We start from the raw sequence: 17,703 nt of genomic DNA on the forward strand, positions 1-17,703 counted from the left end.
ACCGCCGCCGCGAACGGAGCGATCTTCGCCTCCGCCAGCGAACGCACCGACTCCCGGAGCATCTCGTGCTCCTCGCCGAGCCGGTAGAGGTCGAAGTCCGCCCCGGAGTTGCCCGCCATGTTGCTCGCCCCTCACGTTAATTACCGTTAAGTAGTGGACATCCTAGGGTCGGGGGCGCCCCGGCGGCAGGTGACCGGGGCAACAGGGCGGGCCCGGGTTCAGCTAACGTCCCGGCCGAGGATGTCGGCGCTGGTGCGGTGCTCGGCGAGGTAGTCGTCCATCCGGTCGGTGCGCATGGCGGTCCACAGCACGCTCGCGGCGCCGTCGTCCATCAGCACCACCGCCTGGCCGTCGACGGTGTCGAAGCCGCCGAAGGGGGCGTTCATGAAGTGCACGCCGTCGGGGCGGATGTCGCGCAGGCTCCAGGCCAGGTCGTAGAGGTCGGTGTTGCTGAGCCGGTCGTCGACGCTGGCGACGTCGCCGATGGTGCCGAGCAGGCCGGTGAGCTTGGACGGGCTGGCGAGGGTGCCGGAGTTCATGGTCCTGAGCATCAGGGCGCGCAGGAAGTTCTGCTGGCGCTTGGTGCGGTCGAGGTCGCCGCCCGGCAGGCCGTGCCGCTCGCGGACGTAGAGCAGCGCCTCGGCGCCGTCCATGTGGTGGGTGCCGGCCAGCCACTCGCGGGCGTCGCCCTTGGCCTCGATGGTGCGCGGGATGGTGATGTCCACGCCGCCGACCGCGTCGGTGAGGGCCCGGAAGCCGTTCCAGTCGATCACCGCGAGGTGGTCGATCCTGATCCCGGTGAGGTCCTGGACGGTTCGGACGGTCAGCGCGGGGCCGCCCCAGGAGTAGGCGGCGTTGATCTTCGCTTGACCGTGGCCCGGAACCGGCACCCAGGTGTCGCGCGGGATGGAGACCAGCGCGACCGACTTCCGGTCCGCCGAGATGTGCATCAGCATCATGGTGTCGCTGCGCTGGGCGCCCGCCTGCCAGGCCGGGGCCTCGGCATCCCTGCCGGTGGTCGGCTCGTCGGAACGGGCGTCCAGGCCGACCAGCAGGAAGGTCTGGCCGCTGTGCGGGACGGCCGACGGCTGCTCGGAGGCCGGCAGCGTCGGGAAGGCGTCCGGGATCCGCCGCACCGAGGAGGCGTAGTGGTCGGCCGCCCAGAGCAGCCCGCCGAACGCCCCGCCCGCCAGCACCAGCAGCACGGCCAGCGTCCACGCCAGCAGCCGCCGGCCCCGGCGCCGGCGCGGGGCGGGTTCCGGCGCGTCCCCGTCGGGGTCGGCGGGATCGGGTTCGTCGTCCTCGTCGCGGTCGAAGATGCTCAGCGGGCCGGGGTCCTCGTCCGGCTCGTCGTGCCGCCCCTTGGAAGTCATGGCGGCATTGTGAACCTCCTGCACAGACCTTCGCGCCGGAACCGTAATATCTGCAGACCGCCGACGTCCGGCGGACGGCTAACATCAGTGGCTGCGGCCGTGGCCCACCACTGGTACGGCCCCGAACTGAACTGAAGGAAACGCGTATGGCTCCCCGCATCACGGTGATCGGCACCGGCTACCTGGGCGCGACGCATGCCGCGTGCATGGCGGAGCTCGGGTTCGAGGTCCTCGGTCTCGACATCGACCGGGACCGGCTGACCGCGCTGGCCGCCGGCCGGGTGCCGATGTACGAACCCGGACTGTCGGAGCTGCTCCTCAAGCACGTGGCGGGCCACGAGGGGTCCAGCGGGCGGCTGCGCTTCACCGACTCCTGGGAGGAGGTCGCGGCCTTCGGCGACGTCCACTTCATCTGCGTCAACACCCCGCAGCGCAAGGGCGAGTTCGCGGCCGACATGAGCTACGTGGACTCCGCGCTGGACTCGCTGGCCCCGCTGCTGGAGCGGCCCGCACTGGTCGTCGGCAAGTCGACGGTGCCGGTGGGCTCGGCGAACCGGCTGGCCGCCCGGCTGGCCGAGCTGGCCCCGGTCGGGGCGCAGGCCGAACTGGCCTGGAACCCGGAGTTCCTGCGCGAGGGCTTCGCCGTCGGCGACACCCTGCACCCGGACCGGCTGGTGGTCGGCGTGCGCAGCGAGCACGCCGAGCAGGTGCTGCGCGAGGTGTACGCGGGGCCGATCGCGGACGGCGTGCCGTTCGTGGTGACCGACTTCCCGACCGCCGAGCTGGTCAAGGCCGCCGCCAACTCCTTCCTGGCCACCAAGATCTCCTTCATCAACGCGATGGCCGAGGTCTGCGAGAGCGCCGGCGCCGACGTGGTGCAGCTGTCCAAGGCGCTGTCGTACGACGCCCGGATCGGCGGCAAGTTCCTGAACGCGGGCCTGGGCTTCGGCGGCGGCTGCCTGCCCAAGGACATCCGGGCGTTCATGGCCCGGGCCGGCGAGCTGGGCGCGGACCAGGCGCTGACCTTCCTGCGCGAGGTCGACTCGATCAACATGCGGCGCCGCTCCCGGATGGTGGAGCTGGCCCGCGAGCAGTGCGGCGGCAGCTTCCTGGGCCGCCGGGTCGCGGTGCTGGGCGCGGCCTTCAAGCCGAACTCGGACGACATCCGGGACTCGCCCGCGCTGAACGTGGCCGGGCAGATCCAGCTGCAGGGCGCCCAGGTCACCGTCTACGACCCGAAGGCGATGGACAACGCCCGCAAGATGTTCCCCGGCCTGTCCTACGCCGCCTCCCCGCTGGACGCCGCCGAGGGCGCCCACGTGGTGCTGCACCTGACGGAGTGGCAGGAGTTCCGCGAGCTCGACCCGGCCGAGGTCGGCGCGGTGGTCGCCGAGCGCCACCTCGTGGACGGCCGCAACGTGCTGAACGGCGACGCCTGGCGGGCCGCCGGCTGGACCTACCGCGCGATGGGCCGCCCCTCCGCGGAGTGACCCGCCCCGCGCACGCGCGACGGCCGGGCCCGGAATGACCGGGCCCGGCCGTCCGTTCTCCCCGGCATGAGCCACACAGACGACGCCACCGTCCGGAAGGTCCTCACCTCCTCCGGCGACACCTGGGCCGTGGTCGGCCTGTCGAACAACACCGCGCGCGCCGCGTACGGCGTGGCCCGGGTGCTGCAGCGGGCCGGGAAGCGGATCGTGCCGGTGCACCCGAAGGCCGAGACGGTGCTCGGCGAGCCGGGCTACGCCTCGCTCGCCGAGATCCCGTTCCCGGTCGACGTGGTGGACGTGTTCGTCAACTCCGAGCTGGCGGGGCCGGTCGCCGACCAGGCGGTGGCGGTCGGCGCGAAGGCGGTCTGGTTCCAGCTCGGGGTCATCGACGAGGCGGCCTGCGCGCGCACCCGCGCGGCCGGCCTCGACATGGTGATGGACCGCTGCCCGGCGATCGAACTGCCGCTGCTGTAGCGGCGGCCCGGCGCTCCGGCCGTCGGCCGGTGGCCCGGCCCCGGGGGCCCGGCCCCGCCGGTCAGCCGCCGGTCGGCGCGCCGATCGGGAAGGCGATGTCGCAGACCTCGTCGGCCGGCCCGGCGGTCGCCCAGTCCGCGAAGTAGACCTCCCGGCCGGCGCCGGTGCGCGGGGTGCCGGCCCGTTCCATCCACGCGCAGACGGCGTCGTACGCGCTGAGGATCTGCGGGTACTCCACCTGCGCCTTGGTGACCGTGGTGTACGCCTCCCGGTGCGCGGGCTCGGTGCGGTGTGCGGCGGTCAGGCCCGCGGCGCGGGCCGGGTCGACCGGGACGCAGACCTCCACCGGGCCGTCGGCGTCCTCGTTGACGTCCCCGTGGTAGACCACGAACGGGGCGGCCGTCACCCCGCCGTGGGCCTCGGCCACCGCCGCCAGCCGCGCGGTGGCCTCCGGGATGAAGCGGTCCAGCTCCTCCGGCCTGGCCCGGCGCTGCTCGGTGAGCACCAACTGCTCGGGCACGTCGCGCTGTTCGATCCGGTACATCTCGTCGATCCCTTCGAGTCCGCTGAGTTGGACGCGGAGGTGGTCGGCCAGCGTCCGCTGCGAGGCGGTCCGCCGTTCGACGGCGGCCCAGTACGCGGCGACCCGCTCGGCCGCCGCGGGGCCCGGCAGGGCGAGCACCTCGGCGACCGTGGCCAGCGGCATGTCCAGGCCGCGCAGCCGGACGATCAGCCGCGCGGTGGCCAGCCGCTCCGGCCGGTAGTACCGGTAGCCGCTGTCCGGGTCGATCCGGTCCGGCGGCAGCAGTCCCTGCCGGTCGTACAGCCGCAGCGCCTTCGGCGACAGCAGGCCGCGGCGGGCGAACTCACCGGTGGTGAGCAGCCGTTCCTCCTCCGCACCGGCAACGCTGCCCCCTGCCCCAGGGGCGAGGTCAAGCCGGTGGTTCACGCGCCGTCCAGCCGGGCCAGGGTGGCGATCGAGGGGCGGCGCTCGGCCCGCAGCCGGGTGGCGACCGTCTCGGCGCCGCGCAGCGCCCGCACCGCGTTGTGCCAGGTCAGCTTGGCCAGGTCGGCCTCGGACCAGCCGCGGCGCAGCAGTTCGGCGACCAGCACCGGGTAGCCGGCGACGTCCTCCAGGCCGGCCGGGGTGAACGCGGTGCCGTCGTAGTCGCCGCCGAGGCCGATGTGGTCGACGCCGGCCACCTCGCGCAGGTGGTCGAGGTGGTCGGCGACGGTGGCGGCGGTGGCGACCGGGCGGGGGTGCTCGGCCTCGTAGGCGCGCTGCACGGCCATCGCCTCGGGGGTGGTCTCCAGCGGGTGCAGGCCCTTGGCCCGCATGTTGGCGTCGGCGGCGAGCGTCCACTCGATGGCGGCGGGCAGCACGAACTTGGGCACGAAGGTGGCCATCACCACGCCGCCGTTGGCGGGCAGCCCCGCCAGCACGTCGTCGGGGACGTTGCGCGGGTGGTCGCAGACGGCGCGGGCCGAGGAGTGCGAGAAGACCACCGGGGCCTCGGAGACCCGCAGCGCGTCGCGCATGGTGTCGGCGGAGACGTGCGAGAGGTCGACCAGCATGCCGAGCCGGTTCATCTCCCGCACCACCTCCTCGCCGAACGCGGTCAGCCCGCCGTGCACGGGCTCGTCGGTGGCGGAGTCCGCCCACGGCACGTTGGAGTTGTGGGTGAGCGTCAGGTAGCGCACGCCCAGCTCGTACAGCGCCCGCAGGGTGGCCAGCGAGGAGTTGATGGAGTGTCCGCCCTCGGCGCCCATCAGCGAGGCGATCCGGCCCTCGGCGCGGGCGGCCTCCACCTCGTCGGCGGTCAGCGCGAGCCGCAGGTGGTCGGGGTGGCGGGCGGCCATCGCCCGGACGAAGTCGATCTGTTCGAGCGTCGCGCTGACCGCGTCGTCCCCCGCCAGTTCGGCCGGCACGTACACCGACCAGAACTGCGCACCGACCCCGCCCGCCCGCAGGCGGCCGAGGTCGGTGTGCAGCCGGTGGCTCTGGTCCGCGGCCAGGTCCACGGCGTCGAGGTCGTACCCGGCCTGGGCGCGCATCGCCCAGGGCAGGTCGTTGTGGCCGTCCACCACCGGCGTGGTGCGCAGGACGGCCCGGGCGCGGTCGAGCAGTTCGGGGGTCATCCCCCCGTTCTACTACTTGCCGAAGCCGAAGGAGTCGTTCCCCGCGACCTTGGCGCGCAGCTTGCGGCCCTTCTCGGTGGCCTGGCTGTTCAGCTCGGCCTGGAACTCGACCATCTTCTCGGCGAGTTCGGCGTCGAACGCGGCCAGCATCCGCACCGCGAGCAGCCCGGCGTTGCGCGCGCCCGCGACCGACACGGTGGCCACCGGCACCCCGGCGGGCATCTGGACGATCGACAGCAGGCTGTCCATCCCGTCCAGGTAGCGCAGCGGCACCGGCACCCCGATCACCGGCAGCGGCGTCACCGACGCCAGCATCCCCGGCAGGTGCGCCGCCCCGCCGGCCCCGGCGATGATCGCCTTCAGCCCGCGCCCGTGCGCCTGCTCGCCGTACGCGACCATCTCGCGCGGCATCCGGTGCGCGGAGACCACGTCGACCTCGTACGGGATCTCGAACTCGTCGAGCGCCTGCGCGGCGGCCTCCATCACGGGCCAGTCGGAGTCGGAGCCCATCACGATGCCGACAAGGGGAGAGGTCATTCGGTGATCGTTCCTCGCAGGTAGGCGGCCGCGTGGCGGGCGCGCTCGCGGACGTCTTCGAGGTCGTCCCCGAAGACGTTGACGTGGCCGACCTTGCGGCCGGGCTTCACGTCCTTTCCGTACATGTGGATCTTGAGGCCGGGGTCGCGGGCCATGCAGTGCAGGAAGGCGCGGTACATGTCGGGGTAGTCGCCGCCGAGGACGTTGACCATGACGGTCCACTTGGCGCGGGGGCGGGGGTCGCCGAGGGGGAGGTCGAGGACGGCGCGCAGGTGGTTCTCGAACTGGGAGGTGACGGCGCCGTCCTGGGTCCAGTGGCCGGAGTTGTGCGGGCGCATGGCGAGCTCGTTGACCAGGATGCGGCCGTCGCGGGTCTGGAAGAGCTCGACGGCGAGGTGGCCGGTGATGTCGAGCTCGCCGGCGATCCGCAGGGCGAGCTGCTGGGCCTCGTCGGAGAGGGCGGGGTCGAGGCCGGGCGCGGGGGCGGTGACCTCGGCGCAGATGCCGTTCTCCTGGACGGACTCGACGACCGGGTAGGCGACGGCCTGGCCGCTGGGCGAGCGGACCACGTTGGCGGCGAGTTCGCGCAGGAAGTCGACCTTCTCCTCGGCCAGGACGGGGACGCCGGCCAGGAAGGGGGCGGCGGCCTCGTTCTCGTCCTCGACGACCCAGACGCCCTTGCCGTCGTAGCCGCCGCGGACGGTCTTCAGCACGACGGGGTACCCCTCGCCCTCGGCGGCGAAGGCGGTGACGTCGGCCGGGTCGGCGACCAGCCGGTGCCGGGGGCAGGGGACGCCGATGGAGTCGAGCTTGGCCCGCATGACGCCCTTGTCCTGGGCGTTGACCAGCGCGCCCGGCCCGGGGCGGACGGCGATGCCCTCGGCCTGGAGGGTGCGCAGGTGCTCGGTGGGCACGTGCTCGTGGTCGAAGGTGATCACGTCGCAGTCGGCGGCGAAGGCCCGCAGCGTGTCGAGGTCGCGGTAGTCGCCGAGCACGGTGGTGCCGACCACCTGCGCGGCCGACTCCTGGGGGGTGTCGGCGAGGAGTTTGAAGCGGATGCCCAGCGGGATGCCCGCCTGGTGCATCATGCGGGCGAGCTGCCCGCCGCCGATGACTCCGACCACTGGAAAGTTCGCATTGCCCGCTACAGTCACGCGCTCCAGGATATCCGGGCCGGTGGGAGGGCTCGGCACCGGCGGGCGCGACGCCCGTTCCGGCGTGCGGCGGGGCTTCTCGCACCGGGGCGGGGGTGAGGCCGCGGGGATTGCGGGTAGCCTGGTGGGCCGGATCGTAGAACACCACTTATCCGATCATGTGAAGCAGACGGAGACAGCCCGGATGACGACCAGCACCGAGACGCGTCCCTCCCTGACCCAGCGGATGCGCGGGCTGTCCGCCGAGGCGATCGGCTTCGCCGTGATCGGTGCCAGCGGCGTGGTGGTCAACTTCGGCCTGTTCTGGATCCTCACCAACGGCGTCGGCCTGGCCTCGCTGCGCTCCAACATCGCCGCGACGCTGGTGGCCATCGCCACCAACTACCTGGGCTACCGGTACTGGCTGTACCGGGACCGCGACGCCGCCTCCCGCAAGCGGGAGATCACCCTCTTCCTGCTGTTCAGCGGCATCGGCATGCTGATCGAGACCGGCACCCTGGGCTTCACCCAGTACGTCCTGGGCCTGGACACCCCGTTCGAGAAGATGGGCGGCAAGGTGCTGGGCCTGGTGGTGGCCACCGTGTTCCGCTTCGTCTCCTACCGCACCTGGGTGTTCAAGGCGATGCCGGAGCTGGAGGAGCCCGCCGTGGTGCAGGAGGCGGAGCTGCTGCTGGCCGCCGGGCCGAGCCGCACCCTGGCGAACTGAACGGCTGACCGGCCGCGCGTCGGAAGCCCGCGAACTCCCCCGCGGGGGAGGCTCATTCGCCCCCGTGCGCGAGGAACAGCGCGAACACCGGCGGCCGCAGCGACAGCAGTTCGAGGCGGCCGCCGTCGGCTTCGGCCAGGTCGCGGGCGACGGCCAGTCCGATGCCGGTGGAGTTGCGGCCGCTGACCGCCCGTTCGAAGACCCGGTTGCCGAGTTCGCGGGGGACGCCCGCGCCCTCGTCCTGGACCTCGGCGACCACCGAGCTGCCGGAGCGGCGCACCCGCAGCGTGATGGTGCCGGCGCCGTGCATCAGCGAGTTCTCGATCAGGGTGGCGAGCACCTGGGAGACGGTGCCGGGGGTGCCGATCACCCGGGCGTCGCGCAGGCCCTCGATGGCCAGCCGGCGGCCGCTGTCGCGCAGGGTCGGGGCCCACTCCTCGACCTGCTGCTTGACCACCTCGTCGAGCCCGAAGGTCACCGCGGTGGGGCTGCCCGGGTCGCGCTGGTTGGTGAGCAGCCGCTGCACCACGTCGGTGAGCCGCTCGACCTGCTGGAGGCCGATCGCGGCCTCCTCGCGGACGGTGCCGGGGTCCTCGGCGAGCGCGGTGATCTCCTCCAGCCGCATGGAGAGCGCGGTGAGCGGGGTGCGCAGCTGGTGCGAGGCGTCGGCGGCGAGCCGGCGTTCGGCGGTGAGCATCCGGGCGATCCGTTCGGCGCTGGTGTCCAGCACCTCGGCGATCCGGTCGAGTTCGGGCACGCCGTAGCGGCGGCCCTGCGGGCGGGGGTCGCCGGAGCCGAGGCGCTCGGCGGTCTCGGCGAGGTCGGTGAGCGGCCGGGCGAGGCGCTTGGCCTGCCAGACGGCGAGCGCCACGGCGGCCTGGACGGCGAGCAGCGCGACCACGCCGAGCAGCAGCAGCATGTTGCCGATCTCGTGGTCGAGCGCGGTGCGGGACTGCGCGACGGTGACGGTCTCCCCGCTGGCGCCGGGCTCGGTGGCGGACAGCGCGTCGCCCCGGACCGGCTGGCCGAGGGCGATCTGCGGCTGCCCGGGAATGTCCACGGTGACGTAGTACTCGTCGGTGACGACGGCGGCGAACTTCTCGCCGCTGACCGGCTCGCCCGCGGCGAGCCGGCTCTCGACCAGGCCGAGCACCCGGACCGCCACCGCGTCCACCCGGTCGTTGGCGGCGTTGACGATCGACTGCTTCTCGATCAGGGCCAGCGGCACGCAGAACACCGTGACCACCACCAGGACGACGCCCAGCAGCGAGTTGATCATCCTGCGCTTCACGCCTGGCGGCCCTTCGGTTCGGTTCGGGCCGCCGCGGTCGGGTCCGCCGCGGGTCCTCCGGTCGGTTCTCCTCGAACTCCGGCCGGTCCTTCTCGGACTCCGGTCAGTTCTTCTCGGGCTCCGGTCAGTTCTTCTCGAAGCGGAAGCCCACGCCGCGCACGGTGGCGATGTAGCGCGGGTTCGCGGCGTCGTCGCCGAGCTTCTTGCGCAGCCAGGAGATGTGCATGTCCAGGGTCTTGGTGGAGGTCCACCAGGTGGTGTCCCAGACCTGGCGCATGATCTCCTCGCGGGTGACGACCCGTCCGGCGTCCCGCACCAGGACCCGCAGCAGCTCGAACTCCTTGGCGGAGAGGGTGAGTTCCTCCTCGCCAAGCCAGGCGCGGTGCGACTCGATGTCGATCTTGACGCCGTGCGCGCCGGTGGTCAGCTGGTCCACGTTGCCGCGGCGGAGCAGGGCCCGGACCCGGGCGAGCAGTTCGGCCAGCCGGAACGGCTTGGTGACGTAGTCGTCGGCGCCGGCGTCCAGGCCGACCACGGTGTCCACCTCGTCGGCGCGGGCGGTGAGCACCAGGACGGGGAAGCTCTTGCCGTCGGCGCGCAGCCGCCGGCACACCTCCAGGCCGTCCATCTCGGGGAGCCCGAGGTCGAGCACGATCAGGTCGACGTCCTCGCTGAGGCCGGCGCCCAGGGCGGCCGGCCCGTCCTCGCGGACGAGCACCTCGTAGCCCTCGCGGCGCAGGGCGCGGGCCAGCGGTTCGGAGATTGCCGGGTCGTCCTCGGCCAGCAGCACACAGGTCATAGGGGCGATGGTAGACCGCGCGGCGGCCGCTGATCAGAGGGTCTCGGGCAGTCCCGGCGCGCCCGGGCCGGGCGCTGTGAACACCGTCACAGCCGGTGATCATCTGCGATCGGCGGGCCCCTGCGGCAGCAACTGTACTTTCACGGACATTCTTCGCAGCACCCTTGGCATCGCAGGTAATCTTCCGGCCACGGCATCAAAATGCACGGCGCACGGCCGCCAGACTTTACCTTCTGCATACCATTCACTCTCCGCAGTCGGTCGAATCCGCGACTTAGAGTGGTGGGGAACCCGAGAAAACAGGCAAGGAATCAGCATGGCTTCGACCACCCTGGAGTCCGAGGTACGGCCCTCCCCCACCCCCGGACGGACCTTCCTCGGCCACCCCCGCGGCCTGGCCACCCTCTTCATGACCGAGACCTGGGAGCGCTTCAGCTTCTACGGCATGCGGGCCCTGCTGGTGGTCTACATGACCACCGAGGCGGCCAAGGGCGGCCTGGAGGTCCCGGCGGCCACCGCCGCCGCCGTGTACTCGGTCTACAACGCCATGGTCTACCTGCTCGCGCTGCCCGGCGGCTGGATCGCCGACCGGCTGCTCGGCGCCCGGCGCACCGTCGCCCTCGGCGGGTTGATCATCATGGTCGGGCACTTCATGCTCGCCGTCCCCAGCAAGGGGTTCTTCTTCGCCGGCCTGGTCCCGATCGCGATCGGTTCCGGCCTGCTGAAGGCCAACATCTCCACGATGGTCGGCCAGCTCTACGACAAGGACGACGACTCGCGCCGCGACGGCGGCTTCACCATCTTCTACATGGGCATCAACCTCGGCGCCTTCCTCGCGCCGCTGGTGATCGGCACCGTCGGCCAGCAGGTCGACTGGCACCTGGGCTTCGCGCTGGCGGGTGTCGGCATGGCGCTGGGCCTGGTCCAGTACCTGCTGGGCAGCCGCCACCTCAGCCCGGCCTCGAACGTCGTCGCCGCGCCGATGAGCCGGGACGAGCGCCGCGCGGTGCTGCGCAAGGCCGGGATCTGGCTGGCCGCCGCCGCCGTGTTCTACGGCGTGGTGGCCGGCACCGGGCACTTCACCGTCTCCTGGGCGATCTGGCCGCTCTCGCTGGCCGGCATCGCGATCCCCGCGCTGGTGTTCGCCCGGATCCGCCGCGACCGCGACCTGACCGGCGCGGAGCGCTCCCGGATGGGCGGCTACCTGTGGTTCTTCGCGGCCGCCGCGGTGTTCTGGATGATCTACGACCAGTCCGGGTCCACCCTGAGCGTGTTCGCCGAGCGGAACACCGCCGGGAGCCTGTTCGGCTTCTCCTTCCCCTCCAGCTGGTTCCAGTCGCTGAACCCGCTGTACATCATGGCGCTGGCCCCGGTCTTCGCCTGGCTGTGGAACGCCGCCGCCCGGCGCGGCCGCAACCCCTCCACCACCGCGAAGTTCGCCTTCGGCCTGCTGATGATCGGCGCGTCCTTCCTGGTGATGATGCTCGCCATGGCGGCGGCCTCGGGTGGCGTCAAGGTCTCGCCGCTCTGGCTGGCCGTGGTGTACCTGATCCAGACCACCGGCGAGCTGACCCTCTCCCCGGTCGGCCTGTCCGTCACCACCAAGCTGGCGCCCGCCAAGTACGCCAGCCAGATGATGGGCGTCTGGTTCCTGGCCGTCACCGCGGGCGACTGCGTGGCCGCCCTGGCCCAGCTGCTGCTCGGCGACGACGTGGTCGGCTCGACCTGGTACTTCGCCGTCCAGGGCGTGCTGGCGGTGGCCGCGGGCGTCGGCCTGTTCGCCGCCCGCGGCCGGGTCGGGAAGCTGATGGGCGACGTCCGCTGACCGGGCGTCACACCTTGCGGACGCCGCCCTGCCACACGGCGGCGGTCAGCGGGACGCCCGGGCGGTAGGCCAGGTGGACGTGCGAGGGCGCGTCCAGCAGGTGCAGGTCCGCCCGGGCGCCGGGGGCGATCCGGCCCACGTCGGTGCGGCGCAGCGCGAGCGCGCCGCCCGCGGTGGCGGCGTGCACCGCCTCGTCGGGGGTCAGGCCCATCTCGCGGACGGCGACGGCCACGCAGAACGGCATCGAGCTGGTGAAGCTGGAGCCCGGGTTGCAGTCGGTGGACAGCGCGAGGGCGGCGCCCGCGTCCAGCAGCCGGCGGCCGTCCGGGTAGGGCGCCCGGGTGGAGAACTCGGCGCCCGGCAGCAGGGTGGCCACCGTGTCGCCGCCGGCCAGCGCGGCGACGTCCGCGTCGGTCAGGTGGGTGCAGTGGTCGGCGGACGCGGCGCCCAGCTCCACCGCGAGCTGCACGCCGGGGCCGTGGCCGAGCTGGTTGGCGTGCACCCGGGGCAGCAGGCCCGCGGCCTTCCCGGCGGTCAGCACCGCCCGCGCCTGGTCGCCGTCGAAGGCGCCGCGCTCGCAGAACACGTCCACCCAGCGGGCGTACGGGGCGCAGGCCGCCAGCATCTCGCCCGTCACCAGCTCGACGTACCCGGCCGGGTCGTCCGCGTACTCGGGCGCCACCACGTGCGCCCCCAGGTAGGTGGTCTCGGCGGTGTGCCCGGCGGCGATCCGCAGGGCCCGGGCCTCGTCCTCGGTGCTCAGCCCGTAGCCGGACTTCACCTCGACGGTGGTGGTGCCCTGGTGCAGCATCTCGGCCAGGTAGCGGGTCAGGTTGGCGTTCAGCTCGGCGTCCGGGGCGGCCCTGGTGGCGGCGACGGTGGTGCGGATGCCGCCCGCGCTGTACGCCCGCCCCGACATCCGGGCGTTGAACTCGGCGGTCCGGTCGCCCGCGAACAGCAGGTGCGAGTGGCTGTCCACGAAGCCGGGCAGCAGGGCCCGGCCGCCCGCGTCGGCGTGTTCGTCGGCGGCGGGCGCGGCCGCGGCCGGGCCCACCCAGGCGATCCGCTCGCCGTCCACCACCACGGCGGCGTCGGCGAGCAGCCCGAGCGGGCCCTCGCCCAGGGCCGGGTCGTTGGTGACGAGCGAACCGATGTTGCTGATGAGCAGGCTCATGAACGCGCTGGTCCTTCACGGGAGTCGGGCGCCCCGGCGGGGGCGGTCGGACGGGGGGCGGGCCGTTGCCGCGGGGCGTCGTTACCGCAGGGCGCCGATGGCCGCGGCGAGCGCCCGCCCGGTCTCCGGGACGAGCCGGTGCACGCCGTCCCGGACGACGTGCCGCCCGCCGACCACCAGGTGGCGGACGTCGGCCGCGCCCGCCGCGAAGACCGCGGTCTCGGCGCCGAGCACGGGCGGCGCCCCGGCCGTGCGGACGGTGTCGAGGGCGAGGACGCAGAAGTCGGCGAGCGCGCCGGCCTCCAGGCGGCCGGCCTCGGGCCAGCCGAGCGAGGCGTGGCCGTCGGCGGTGCCGGCCTTCAGCAGGGCGTTCGCGGTCCAGTGGCCGCGGGTGCGGGTGCGCAGGCGCTCGTCGAGTTCGAGGGCGCGGGCCTCCTCGAACGGGTCGATCACGGCGTGGCTGTCGGAGCCGAGCGTGACCGGGCAGCCGGCCGAGGCGAGCCGCCGGGCCGGGCCGATGCCGTCGGCGAGGTCCCGTTCGGTGGTGGGGCACATGCAGATGGTGGTGCCGGTCCCGGCGAGCAGCCGGACGTCCTCGTCGGTGAGGTGGGTGGCGTGCACGGCGGAGGTGCGCGGGCCGAGCACGCCGTGGTCGGCGAGCAGCCGGGTCGGGGTGACGCCGTGCGCGGCGAGGCAGGCGTCGTTCTCGGCGGTCTGCTCGGAGAGGTGGACGTGCAGCGGGGCGCCGCGGGTGGCGGCCCACTGCGCGACGGTGTCCAACTGCCCGGCGGGGACGGCCCGGACGCTGTGCACGGCGGCGCCGATCCGGGCGTGCTCGGCGCCGGCCAGGGCGGAGGCCCGTTCGGCCCAGGCGTCGGCGTCCCCGTCGGAGAACCGGAGTTGGGGCCCGGTGGGTTCGGCGCCGAACCCGGACGACAGGTAGCAGGTGTCGAGCAGGGTGATCCGGATGCCGGCCCGGGCGGCGGCCTCGACCAGGGCCGCGCCCATCGCGTTGGGGTCGGCGTAGCGGGCGCCGCCGGGCGCGTGGTGCAGGTAGTGGAACTCGCCGACGGCGGTGATCCCGGCGAGCGCCATCTCGGCGTAGACGGCGGTGGCGAGCGCCAGGTAGCGGTCGGGGTCGAGCGCGGCGGCGGCCTTGTACATGGTGTCGCGCCAGGTCCAGAAGGTGCCCGAGCCGACCTGCACGGTGGAGCGCAGCGCCCGGTGGAAGGCGTGCGAGTGCGCGTTGGCCTGGCCGGGCAGGGCGAGCCCGGCCAGCCGGACCGCCCCGGCGGGGCAGGGCCCGCTGTCGGGGACGACCCCGGTGATCCGGCCGTCCGGGCCGGCGGTGATCAGCACCTCGGGCCGGACGGCCGGGCCGCCCCGGTGCGGCAGCCAGGCGTGTTCGGCCCAGTACGTCACGACGGCCGGCATGCGAGGTCCTCCAGTACGTCGGCCAGGGCGGTGACGCCGGCGTGGCAGTCGGCCCGTTCGGCGTGTTCGGCCGGGGAGTGCGAGACCCCGCTGGGGTTGCGCACGAACAGCATGGCGGTCGGGACGGCGGCGGCCAGGATCCCGGCGTCGTGTCCCGCGCCGGTGGGCAGCACGGGGGCGCCGAGCAGGGCGGCGAGGCGGTCGCGCAGCGGGCCGTCGAAGTCGACCACGGGGGTGTACGACTCGCGGGTGAGCTCGACCCGGACGCCGTCGCGCCCGCCCCGCTCGACCGCCGACTGCTCGATGCCCTCGACCAGTTGGTGCAGGGTCTGCTCGTCGGGGGCGCGCGAGTCCAGCCAGCCGCGGACCAGCGAGGCGATCGCGTTGGTGCCGTTGGGTTCGACGGCGACCTTGCCGAAGGTGGCGAGCGCCCCGGCCAGCCGGGCCTTCTTGCGGGCGGCGAGCACCGTGGTGGCGTAGGTGAGCATCGGGTCGCGGCGGTCGGCGAGCAGGGTGGTGCCGGCGTGGTTGGCCTCGCCGTGGAAGTCGAACCGCCACCGCCCGTGCGGCCAGATCGCGCCGGCCACGCCGACCGGCTGCCGCTCGGTGAGGTACCGGCCCTGTTCGACGTGGAGTTCGACGAACGCGCCGATCCGGCCGAGCCGTTCGGGGTCGGCGCCGATCAGCGCCGGGTCGTGCCCGGCCTTCTCCATGGCGTCGGGCAGCCGGACGCCGTCGGCGTCGCGCAGCGCGTACGCGGCGTCCCGGTCGAGCGCGCCGGTGGCCAGCCGGGAGCCGACGCAGGCGACGCCGAACCGGGCGCCCTCCTCGTCGGCGAAGTTGACGACCGCCAGCGGGCGGGTGAACCCGGCCCCGCGGGCGCGCAGTTCGTCGAGGGCGGCGAAGGCGGAGACGACCCCGAGCGGCCCGTCGTAGGCGCCGCCGTCGGGGACGGAGTCCAGGTGCGAGCCGGTGACCACGGCGTTCCCGGCGGCCGGGTCCCCGTGCCAGGCCCACTGGTTGCCGTTGCGGTCGATCTCGTACGCCAGGCCCCGGGACCTGGCCTGCTGCTCGAACCAGGCCCGGCCCTCGGCGTCGGCGGAGTTCCAGGCGTGCCGCCGGTAGCCGCCGGTGGCGGCGGAGCGGCCCACGGGGAGCAGCTCCGCCCACATCGCGTCGAAGCTCACAGCTCCGCCATCGGGCTGCGCTCGTTCATGGGGATGTGAACGCCCCGCTCCGCAGCGACCTCGTCCGCCCGGTCGTAGCCGGCGTCGACGTGCCGGATGACGCCCATGCCGGGGTCGTTGGTGAGGACCCGGCGGATCTTCTCGCCGGCCAGCGCGGTGCCGTCGGCGACGGTGACCTGCCCGGCGTGGATCGAGCGGCCGATGCCGACGCCGCCGCCGTGGTGGATGGAGACCCAGGAGGCGCCGGAGGCGACGTTGACCATGGCGTTGAGCAGCGGCCAGTCGGCGATCGCGTCGGAGCCGTCGAGCATCGCCTCGGTCTCCCGGTAGGGGGAGGCGACCGAGCCGCAGTCCAGGTGGTCGCGGCCGATCACGATCGGCGCGGACAGCTCGCCGGAGGCCACCATGTCGTTGAACCGCTCGCCGGCCTTGTCGCGCTCGCCGTAGCCGAGCCAGCAGATCCGCGCGGGCAGGCCCTGGAAGTGCACCTTCTCCTGGGCCATGGTGATCCAGCGGTGCAGCGACTCGTTCTCCGGGAACAGGTCGAGGACGGCCTTGTCGGTCTTGTGGATGTCCTTCGGGTCGCCGGAGAGCGCGGCCCAGCGGAACGGGCCCTTGCCCTCGCAGAACAGCGGCCGGATGTACGCGGGGACGAACCCGGGGAAGGCGAACGCCCGGTCGTACCCGGCGAGTTGGGCCTCGCCGCGGATCGAGTTGCCGTAGTCGAAGACCTCCGCGCCGCGGTCCTGGAAGCCGACCATCGCCTCCACGTGCCGGGCCATCGACTCGCGGGCCCGGGTGGTGAACTCGGCGGGCTTGTCGGCCGCGTAGGCCGCCATGTCCTCGAAGGCGACGCCGGTGGGCAGGTAGGCGAGCGGGTCGTGGGCGCTGGTCTGGTCGGTGACGACGTCGATCGGGGCGTCCGTGGCGAGCAGCTGCGGCAGCAGGTCGGCGGCGTTGCCGAGCAGGCCGATGGAGAGCGGCTGCCGCTTGTCGCGGGCCTCGACGGCCAGCTGCAGGGCGTGGTCGAGGTTGCGGGCCTCGACGTCGAGGTAGCGGTGCTCGATCCGGCGGGCGATCCGGGACGGGTCGCAGTCGATGCAGATCGCCACGCCGCCGTTCATGGTGACGGCCAGCGGCTGGGCGCCGCCCATGCCGCCGAGGCCGGCGGTGAGGGTGATCGTGCCCTCCAGCGTGCCGCCGAACTTCTTGTTCGCCACGGCGGCGAAGGTCTCGTAGGTGCCCTGCAGGATGCCCTGGGTGCCGATGTAGATCCAGGAACCGGCGGTCATCTGGCCGTACATGGTGAGGCCGAGCGACTCCAGGCGGCGGAACTCCTCCCAGTTCGCCCAGTCGCCGACCAGGTTGGAGTTGGCGATCAGCACCCGCGGCGCCCACTCGTGGGTCTGCATCACGCCGACCGGGCGGCCGGACTGGACCAGCATGGTCTCGTCCTGCTTGAGGCCCTGCAGGGTCCGCACCATCGCGTCGAAGGAGCGCCAGTCCCGGGCGGCCTTGCCGGTGCCGCCGTAGACCACCAGCTTGGAGGGGTGCTCGGCGACCTCCGGGTCCAGGTTGTTCATCAGCATCCGCAGGGCGGCCTCCTGCTGCCAGCCCTGCGTGCTCAGCCCGGTGCCCCGGGCCGCGCGGACCTCGCGCGGGCCGCTCGTCTGCTCTGCCATGGGCCAGCCTCTCTGCCGGATGGATTCCATTCACGATCAACGAGGCTGAATATATCCAAACACCGACGGCCCGACCAGAGTCCCGCGCCCGCGGATCAGTCCGGCCCCTTCCCCGCGGCCCCCTCCTCCCCCGGCTCGCCGCGCAGCGCGGCCAGCCGCCGCCGGTACTCCTCGACCTCGATCTCGCCCCGGGCCAGCCGTTCGCCCAGCAGCCGCTCCGCCTCGGCGTGCCGGGCCGGCGGCGGGGCGCTCCCCCACCGGGGCGCCGGGCCGCCGGTCGTCCGGTGCTGCCCGGCCACCCGCCACAGCACGGCCAGCAGGACCACCAGCAGCAGCCCGAACAGCAGGAACGCGATCCCGGGCCACACCCACGGCATTCCGCCGCGGGGCCCGTGGTGCCAGTACCTCATCGCCCTCACCCGCCACCGCACCCGTCCG

General features: G+C 73.6%; 16 protein-coding genes and 1 pseudogene. 4 read left to right on the top strand and 13 right to left on the bottom strand.

Annotated features, from left to right (window positions below):
* Positions 1-119: pseudogene (locus tag IH44_RS45080) on the bottom strand (acyl-CoA dehydrogenase family protein); the annotation flags it as partial.
* A 99-nt stretch (positions 120-218) separates the two neighbouring features.
* Positions 219-1,373, bottom strand: coding sequence for an LCP family protein (locus IH44_RS0100010; RefSeq protein ID WP_035953425.1), 1,155 nt, complete (start codon positions 1,371-1,373; stop codon positions 219-221).
* A 146-nt stretch (positions 1,374-1,519) separates the two neighbouring features.
* Between IH44_RS0100010 and IH44_RS0100015 the strand changes: the two genes are divergently transcribed.
* Positions 1,520-2,863, top strand: coding sequence for a UDP-glucose/GDP-mannose dehydrogenase family protein (locus IH44_RS0100015; RefSeq protein WP_030457242.1), 1,344 nt, complete (start codon positions 1,520-1,522; stop codon positions 2,861-2,863).
* A gap of 66 nt (positions 2,864-2,929) precedes the next feature.
* Positions 2,930-3,337, top strand: coding sequence for a CoA-binding protein (locus IH44_RS0100020; protein WP_030457243.1), 408 nt, complete (start codon positions 2,930-2,932; stop codon positions 3,335-3,337).
* Between the two features lie 61 nt (positions 3,338-3,398).
* Here IH44_RS0100020 and IH44_RS0100025 read toward each other — a convergent pair whose 3' ends face one another.
* Genes IH44_RS0100025 through IH44_RS0100040 form a run of 4 tightly spaced genes read right to left on the bottom strand, consistent with a single transcriptional unit; the run spans position 3,399 to position 7,167 of the window.
* Complete coding sequence (locus IH44_RS0100025) at positions 3,399-4,286, bottom strand: MerR family transcriptional regulator (RefSeq protein WP_232794768.1); 888 nt, start codon at positions 4,284-4,286, stop codon at positions 3,399-3,401.
* On the bottom strand, positions 4,283-5,476 hold the full coding sequence (locus tag IH44_RS0100030; protein WP_030457245.1) for a dipeptidase: 1,194 nt from the start codon (positions 5,474-5,476) through the stop codon (positions 4,283-4,285). Before IH44_RS0100030 ends, IH44_RS0100025 begins: the two co-directional genes overlap by 4 nt.
* A gap of 12 nt (positions 5,477-5,488) precedes the next feature.
* Positions 5,489-6,013: a 5-(carboxyamino)imidazole ribonucleotide mutase gene (gene purE / locus IH44_RS0100035; RefSeq protein ID WP_030457246.1), complete on the bottom strand. Its 525-nt coding sequence runs from the start codon at positions 6,011-6,013 to the stop codon at positions 5,489-5,491.
* Complete coding sequence (locus IH44_RS0100040; protein ID WP_035953428.1) at positions 6,010-7,167, bottom strand: 5-(carboxyamino)imidazole ribonucleotide synthase; 1,158 nt, start codon at positions 7,165-7,167, stop codon at positions 6,010-6,012. Before IH44_RS0100040 ends, purE begins: the two co-directional genes overlap by 4 nt.
* 184 nt (positions 7,168-7,351) lie before the next feature.
* Here IH44_RS0100040 and IH44_RS45085 point away from each other — a divergent pair, with 184 nt between their 5' ends.
* Positions 7,352-7,873, top strand: a complete 522-nt coding sequence (locus IH44_RS45085) for a GtrA family protein (RefSeq protein ID WP_035953431.1) — start codon at positions 7,352-7,354, stop codon at positions 7,871-7,873.
* Between the two features lie 52 nt (positions 7,874-7,925).
* Here IH44_RS45085 and IH44_RS0100050 read toward each other — a convergent pair whose 3' ends face one another.
* Both IH44_RS0100050 and IH44_RS0100055 read right to left on the bottom strand, forming a co-directional pair.
* Positions 7,926-9,164, bottom strand: coding sequence for an ATP-binding protein (locus IH44_RS0100050; RefSeq protein WP_030457249.1), 1,239 nt, complete (start codon positions 9,162-9,164; stop codon positions 7,926-7,928).
* Positions 9,165-9,288: 124 nt separating this feature from the next.
* Positions 9,289-9,963: a response regulator transcription factor gene (locus tag IH44_RS0100055; protein WP_014136090.1), complete on the bottom strand. Its 675-nt coding sequence runs from the start codon at positions 9,961-9,963 to the stop codon at positions 9,289-9,291.
* Positions 9,964-10,279: 316 nt separating this feature from the next.
* Between IH44_RS0100055 and IH44_RS0100060 the strand changes: the two genes are divergently transcribed.
* On the top strand, positions 10,280-11,788 hold the full coding sequence (locus IH44_RS0100060; RefSeq protein WP_030457250.1) for a peptide MFS transporter: 1,509 nt from the start codon (positions 10,280-10,282) through the stop codon (positions 11,786-11,788).
* Positions 11,789-11,795: 7 nt separating this feature from the next.
* Here the strand turns inward: IH44_RS0100060 and hutI are convergent, their stop codons facing one another.
* The 5 genes from hutI to IH44_RS0100085 all read right to left on the bottom strand — a co-directional run bounded on the left by hutI (position 11,796) and on the right by IH44_RS0100085 (position 17,675).
* A complete protein-coding gene (gene hutI / locus IH44_RS0100065; protein WP_030457251.1) occupies positions 11,796-12,962 on the bottom strand; it encodes an imidazolonepropionase in 1,167 nt (388 codons plus the stop codon).
* Positions 12,963-13,043: 81 nt separating this feature from the next.
* Complete coding sequence (locus IH44_RS0100070; protein WP_030457252.1) at positions 13,044-14,396, bottom strand: formimidoylglutamate deiminase; 1,353 nt, start codon at positions 14,394-14,396, stop codon at positions 13,044-13,046.
* A complete protein-coding gene (locus IH44_RS0100075; RefSeq protein WP_030457253.1) occupies positions 14,381-15,568 on the bottom strand; it encodes an allantoate amidohydrolase in 1,188 nt (395 codons plus the stop codon). The genes IH44_RS0100070 and IH44_RS0100075 overlap by 16 nt, the downstream gene beginning before the upstream one ends.
* An 11-nt stretch (positions 15,569-15,579) precedes the next feature.
* Positions 15,580-17,265, bottom strand: coding sequence for a urocanate hydratase (gene hutU / locus IH44_RS0100080; protein ID WP_030457254.1), 1,686 nt, complete (start codon positions 17,263-17,265; stop codon positions 15,580-15,582).
* 95 nt (positions 17,266-17,360) lie between these two features.
* Complete coding sequence (locus tag IH44_RS0100085) at positions 17,361-17,675, bottom strand: SHOCT domain-containing protein (RefSeq protein WP_157852040.1); 315 nt, start codon at positions 17,673-17,675, stop codon at positions 17,361-17,363.
* Between the last annotated feature and the right edge of the window lie 28 nt (positions 17,676-17,703).

Origin of the sequence: Kitasatospora sp. NRRL B-11411 (genome assembly GCF_000721345.1) — a bacterium.
Lineage (GTDB): Bacteria > Actinomycetota > Actinomycetes > Streptomycetales > Streptomycetaceae > Kitasatospora > Kitasatospora cineracea.